This window comes from Prevotella sp. CAG:592, from assembly GCF_000436015.1.
GTDB classification, from domain to species: Bacteria; Bacteroidota; Bacteroidia; order Bacteroidales; family Bacteroidaceae; genus Prevotella; species Prevotella pectinovora.
Window position 1 is genome coordinate 1 of the sequence record NZ_FR892481.1, and the last position, 4922, is coordinate 4922.

Annotated in this window: 2 protein-coding genes and 1 pseudogene; all 3 read left to right on the forward strand. The window is 47.7% G+C overall.

The genetic code is table 11. From position 1 onward, the window contains the following. The first annotated feature begins 506 nt into the window (after positions 1-506). Positions 507-2468: an Omp28-related outer membrane protein gene (locus QVO99_RS00195; RefSeq protein ID WP_288176825.1), complete on the forward strand. Its 1962-nt coding sequence runs from the start codon at positions 507-509 to the stop codon at positions 2466-2468. A gap of 350 nt (positions 2469-2818) precedes the next feature. Then, positions 2819-2917: pseudogene (locus QVO99_RS00200) on the forward strand (T9SS type A sorting domain-containing protein); the annotation flags it as partial. Positions 2918-2950: 33 nt separating this feature from the next. Beyond that, positions 2951-4744 (forward strand): Omp28-related outer membrane protein, encoded by a 1794-nt coding sequence (locus tag QVO99_RS00205; protein ID WP_022315563.1) that lies wholly within the window; start codon positions 2951-2953, stop codon positions 4742-4744. The last annotated feature ends 178 nt before the right edge of the window (positions 4745-4922 follow it).

Below are 4922 nucleotides of genomic sequence, written 5' to 3' on the forward strand. Positions count from 1 at the left end.
ATTTAGCGTGATTTCTAATCGTCTGATTTGCCGTAATATAATGTTAAAAAATATTACAAACTATTTGAGGTATTGAAATTAATTCCTATTTTTGCAACGCTATTTCGGAAATATTATGAACAAACAATAAAAACACTTGTGATTGTCGTAACCTTAGACGCTTCCAAAACAGTTATTGTACTGACATTATTGGGTTATCGGCTTTCAATGGTTTTCCCGTGGAAATAGTTCCTGCGGTATCGACCATTCAAGTATTCTAAATATTGTGAGATAAAACAACGAAACTTTTTTTTTATTTATATAACTATTAAAAATGTGAAAAATATTTACTTTACTTTTTGTTGTCTGCCAGTTGGTATGTACATCATCAAGGTGCGCACGGCAGACGGCAATGTACAGAGTGTAAAACTTAATATCAATAAATAATCATTATGAGAAACAACAGAAATAAGTTGTTTCTGTTATCCATCGCAAGTCTTCCCCTCTTTGCGGGGGACTTGTTTGGCATGACAGGAACTCCATTGATGCCATCCCCACAGGCTGTTATCACCAAGGCAACAGTAACAAAGAAAGATGCAGGTATGCGTCTCGGTCCGAGTGAGACATATAAGAGCATTGGCAAATACTGTATCCCTGTATCACAGGTTGAGGAAGACACTCCAGTGTCTCACACCATGTGTCAGGCTATCCGCCTCCCGGCAAGCCTGCTCAACAAGTATGTCGGCTGCAAGATCGACTCTATAGAGGTTGTGCTCGGTGCAAGAACCGGTAATGGCCTGGCTCCTGACGACGAGGCAGTAGAGGGTGTGAAGCGTGGCAATGGTCTCACTGCTTTCGTATGTAAGGATCTTGACAAGGTAATCAAGGGAGATGTCCTCACTTCGGTATCTACACAGGATTACGCTTCCGGTTACAACAAGTTCAAGTTCAACAACTCTGTGACCATCGAGAAAGACCAGGATCTCTATCTCGGTTATTATATCACCCTTAAACCAGGCGAGAACCTCGACGCCGTCGCTTTCGACGATCCTATCGTGATGGGTTATTCCGGTGAGAAGGGCAACTCGTTCCTCGCCCTCGACTTCTACTGGCAGAGCAACAGCAGTTTTCCTACGGCTGTGAACGGACAGCCATATTATATGAACGCTGCCATCCGCGGTATCGCTTCCGGCGACAAGTTCCCTGACGGTGACGTAGGTCTCATCAGCCTCTCTTCTGGCAACGACTACTACGTGGAGTGCAATTCACCAGCCACATATCAGGCTAAGATCCGCAACTACAGTCCTGAGACTGTGAAGAGCATGGAGTTCTCTGTATCAGTAAACGGCAAGGAGTCTGACAACGTAGTGTTGAACGACCTCAACGTGCCGAGTCACGAGATCACCACTATCGACGTGCCAGGCGTGAAGATCAACCATGAGGGTAACCTCGACGTGAAGCTCACTGTAAAGAAGGTGAACGGTGTTGACGATTCGGATGTTGCCGACAACGATATGACTTCAAGCAGCTTCGCATATCGCGAGGGCGGTCAGATCCTTCGTCGTAACGTGCTCCTCGAGCAGTTCACATCAGAGGGCTACAGTGAAGCAGAATTTGTGGACGAGTCATACAAGGAGTTCCTGGCAGACCAGAGCAACGTTATCTGGGTTAAGCACCATGTCAAGACTAAAGGTGGCTTCATAGACCAGTTCGTTACCGACTTCGAGAAGAAATATGTTTCTCTCTATGGCGGTGCTTCAACATTCTTCCCGGCAGCTTGTTTCGACCGTATGAAGTTCCTCGGCATGCAAGATCCAGGTCCTGCTTACTTTGTAGAGAGCAATGTGGCATTTGAAGCTATGCTCGGCAACGTGAACCTGATTCCTTCGTTCGCAGAGCTTAACGTCCGTCCAAAGCACAACGAGGCTGACAACACTATCACCGTCAAGGTGAACTTGAACACTCAGGCTAATGTGATGCCTGGTCAGACAGACCTCCGCCTCACTACATGGCTCGTTGAGGACGGTATCGTGAGCACAGAGCAGAAGGGCGTAAGCGGTGAGTATATCCAGGACGGTGTTATCCGTGCCGTGCTCAGCGAGGACGTTTGGGGTGACAAGGTGGACATCAGCAGCTACTCTGCAAGCAAGGAGTACAGCATCGCTGTTGATCCAAAATGGAACCTCGCAAACATGCGCGTCGTTTCATTCCTGAGCAACTACGATCCTTCAAACAAGGTTTACCAGCTCTACAACAGCCGCGAGTCTAAGGTACAGGTGTCTTCAGACATCAGTTCTGTAGTCCGCACCCCAGACTCTATGGTAACAGTGACCGACGGCAACGTTGAGGCTATCAACGGCAACACACTGGTTGGCGTTCACGACCTCTCCGGCCGTAGCTTCACTGGCAAGAACCTGCCTAAGGGTATGTACATCGTTACAGTTTCTGACGGCAAGCAGCAGTCTGCTGTCAAGGTTGTAGTGAAGTAATATGAACGACCACGTGATGAATGATCCGCGCCGCAAGTGATTGCAGAATCCGGCGGAGTGGATGATCAGAAGAACGAAAAGCGACGGATAATCAGTTTTCCGTCAGCTACAGATACAAGTCTAAGCTCCAGGGTGAAAATTCCCTGGGGCTTATTCCCCAAACACACGTACAGACACAGTCAACTTGCTCGTCTCAAGTAATGCTTATTGACACAAGAAGACATTACCTTTATTAGTAATAACTAACAATACTTTCACAATGAGAAAAAGCTTACTTATATTCCTTTCTCTCTTGCTCTTCTCCACGTCAGCACTTGCAGTGGAAAGAGTGATCAAATTATACAGCGAACGGCGAGCAGGTGGAGAATACCAACCTCAAGAGCGGACTCTATGTGGTGAGAGTGGTGAAAGACGGAAATACAATGACAAAGAAAGTGTTAGTGAAATAATTAATCCTTTATTTAATCTATAAGAACTTAAAAATGAAAAGACTATCATTGATCCTCATGGCAGTGCTCATGTCAGTTACCGTAGCGCTTGCCGATCAGTATTGCTTCTTCGGCTACGGCACAACCACACAGACTGGTGTGCTCACGGAGAACACATCAGCTAAGTGTGCTATCTACATTCCGGCAGAAGTGGCAAGCCGCTACAAGGGATGCTACATCAACAAGGTGAGAGTGGGTCTCGCATCAAGATCCACCACTCTGAAGGTGTTTATCACCAAAGACCTCAACTCTTATGACGTTACAGGTACATCAGACGCAGCATATAGCGGAACTAACGACGTGCAGACAACAGAAAAGTTTCAGATCAGCGGAGAAGAGGGCTTCTACGTAGGTTATGAAGTGACAGGTACAGCTCCTATCGTTGCCGTTTCTAACGTGTACAACGAGAACGGTTGCTGGGCTGACCTCGGCGACGGATGGAAGAACTATGCTGCAGAGGGCGAAACAAAGTCTCCAGTGCTTTGTCTCGACGCTCGTATCAGCGGTGAAAAGGTGCCACTGGACGCTTGTCTGATATCTGCAAACAGCACAGTTTCTACAGTCGGCGAGCCAGCAACACTCTCTGCTACAGTAAAGAACCAGTGCTATACCAAGATCACGAAGCTCAGCGTGGCTTACTCTATCGACGGTGGCGAGGAGAAGACAGCCGAGAGCGGCAAGATAAGCATCCTTACAGGTAAGGACGCAGTCGTTACATTCACTGACCCGGAGGCTAATCTGGCTCTTGGCGTGCACGACGTGAAGATGCGTATCCTTCAGGTAAACGGCAAGGACGACGAGGTGGCTGACAACAACAGCGGTGAGTCTCTCATCAACGTTCTGCAGTTCGTTCCCGGCAAGCGTCTCTTCGTTGAGGAGCAGACCGGTATCGACTGTGGCTTCTGTCCACGTGGTATCGTAGGATTCCAGTATATGAGCGAGAAATATCCTTCACAGTTCGTTGGCGTTGCAGTACACTGCTATGACAGCAATGGTCCTCTCGCTCCATCAGACTATGCTGATTTCGTAAGAAATCTGATCAACGGCGGTTTCCCTGGCTCTACAGTAATGCGCCAGAACTCGACATCTCCATCAGGCGACAACCTGGAGGCAATCCTGAAGAACCTCAGCAAGATTACTCCAGAGATGCACATCGATGTAGAGTCTAAGCTCTCTGCAGACGAGAAATCTGTTGACGTTACAGCAATGGTAACTCCTCTCATCAAGAAGGCAGGTGCACGCTACAAGCTTGGTTTTATCCTCACTGAGGACAATGTGACAGGTTATAGCCAGGCAAACAACTTCTCAGGTGGCTCATACGGCGAGATGGGTGGCTGGGAGAACAAGGGTGGCTATGTAAGCGACCCATTGCAGCATGTTGCCCGTGCTACCTTCGGTTATGAGGGTATCGAGGGAAGCATTCCCACAGAGTTCAACCTCAACGAGGTAATCAACTACAACGTTCAGATTCCTATTCCTTCAACAGTTCAGAACAAGAAGAACCTCAACGCTATCGCTATCCTCATCGACTCTCTCACAGGTTATGTAGACAACGCCGCTGAGGCACACGTCGGCGCTAACTCTGCAGACTGCATCGAGACAACAGAGAATGCCGCTTCACCAGTGGTACGCATCCAGAACGGCAACCTCGTTGTTGACGGTTACAACGGAAACGTTAAGGTTTATACCCTCGACGGAACACAGGTTGCTCCAACATCTCTCTCTCACGGCATCTACGTAGTGAAGGGTGAGGGCGCCCAGCAGTTCGTGAAGCGTATCGCTTACTAATCAGATATCTGTGCGTCGCTTACTAATCAGATAAAAAGCGCATCGTTTCATAACCTGATAGTTTTCTCTATCAGTTAGGAAACTTCTCGCAATACTTTAAAGTGTATCAAGTTCGGGACCGTCCCGTTTCTTGATACACTTTTTCAGTTCAACCCGAATCGGTCGTTAGGGCTTGCTT

Bases quoted from the DNA above. Each gene is read 5' to 3' on its own strand.
- QVO99_RS00205 (WP_022315563.1), top strand. From the start codon at position 2,951: ATGAAAAGACTATCATTGATCCTCATGGCAGTGCTCATGTCAGTTACC.
- QVO99_RS00195 (WP_288176825.1), top strand. From the start codon at position 507: ATGACAGGAACTCCATTGATGCCATCCCCACAGGCTGTTATCACCAAG.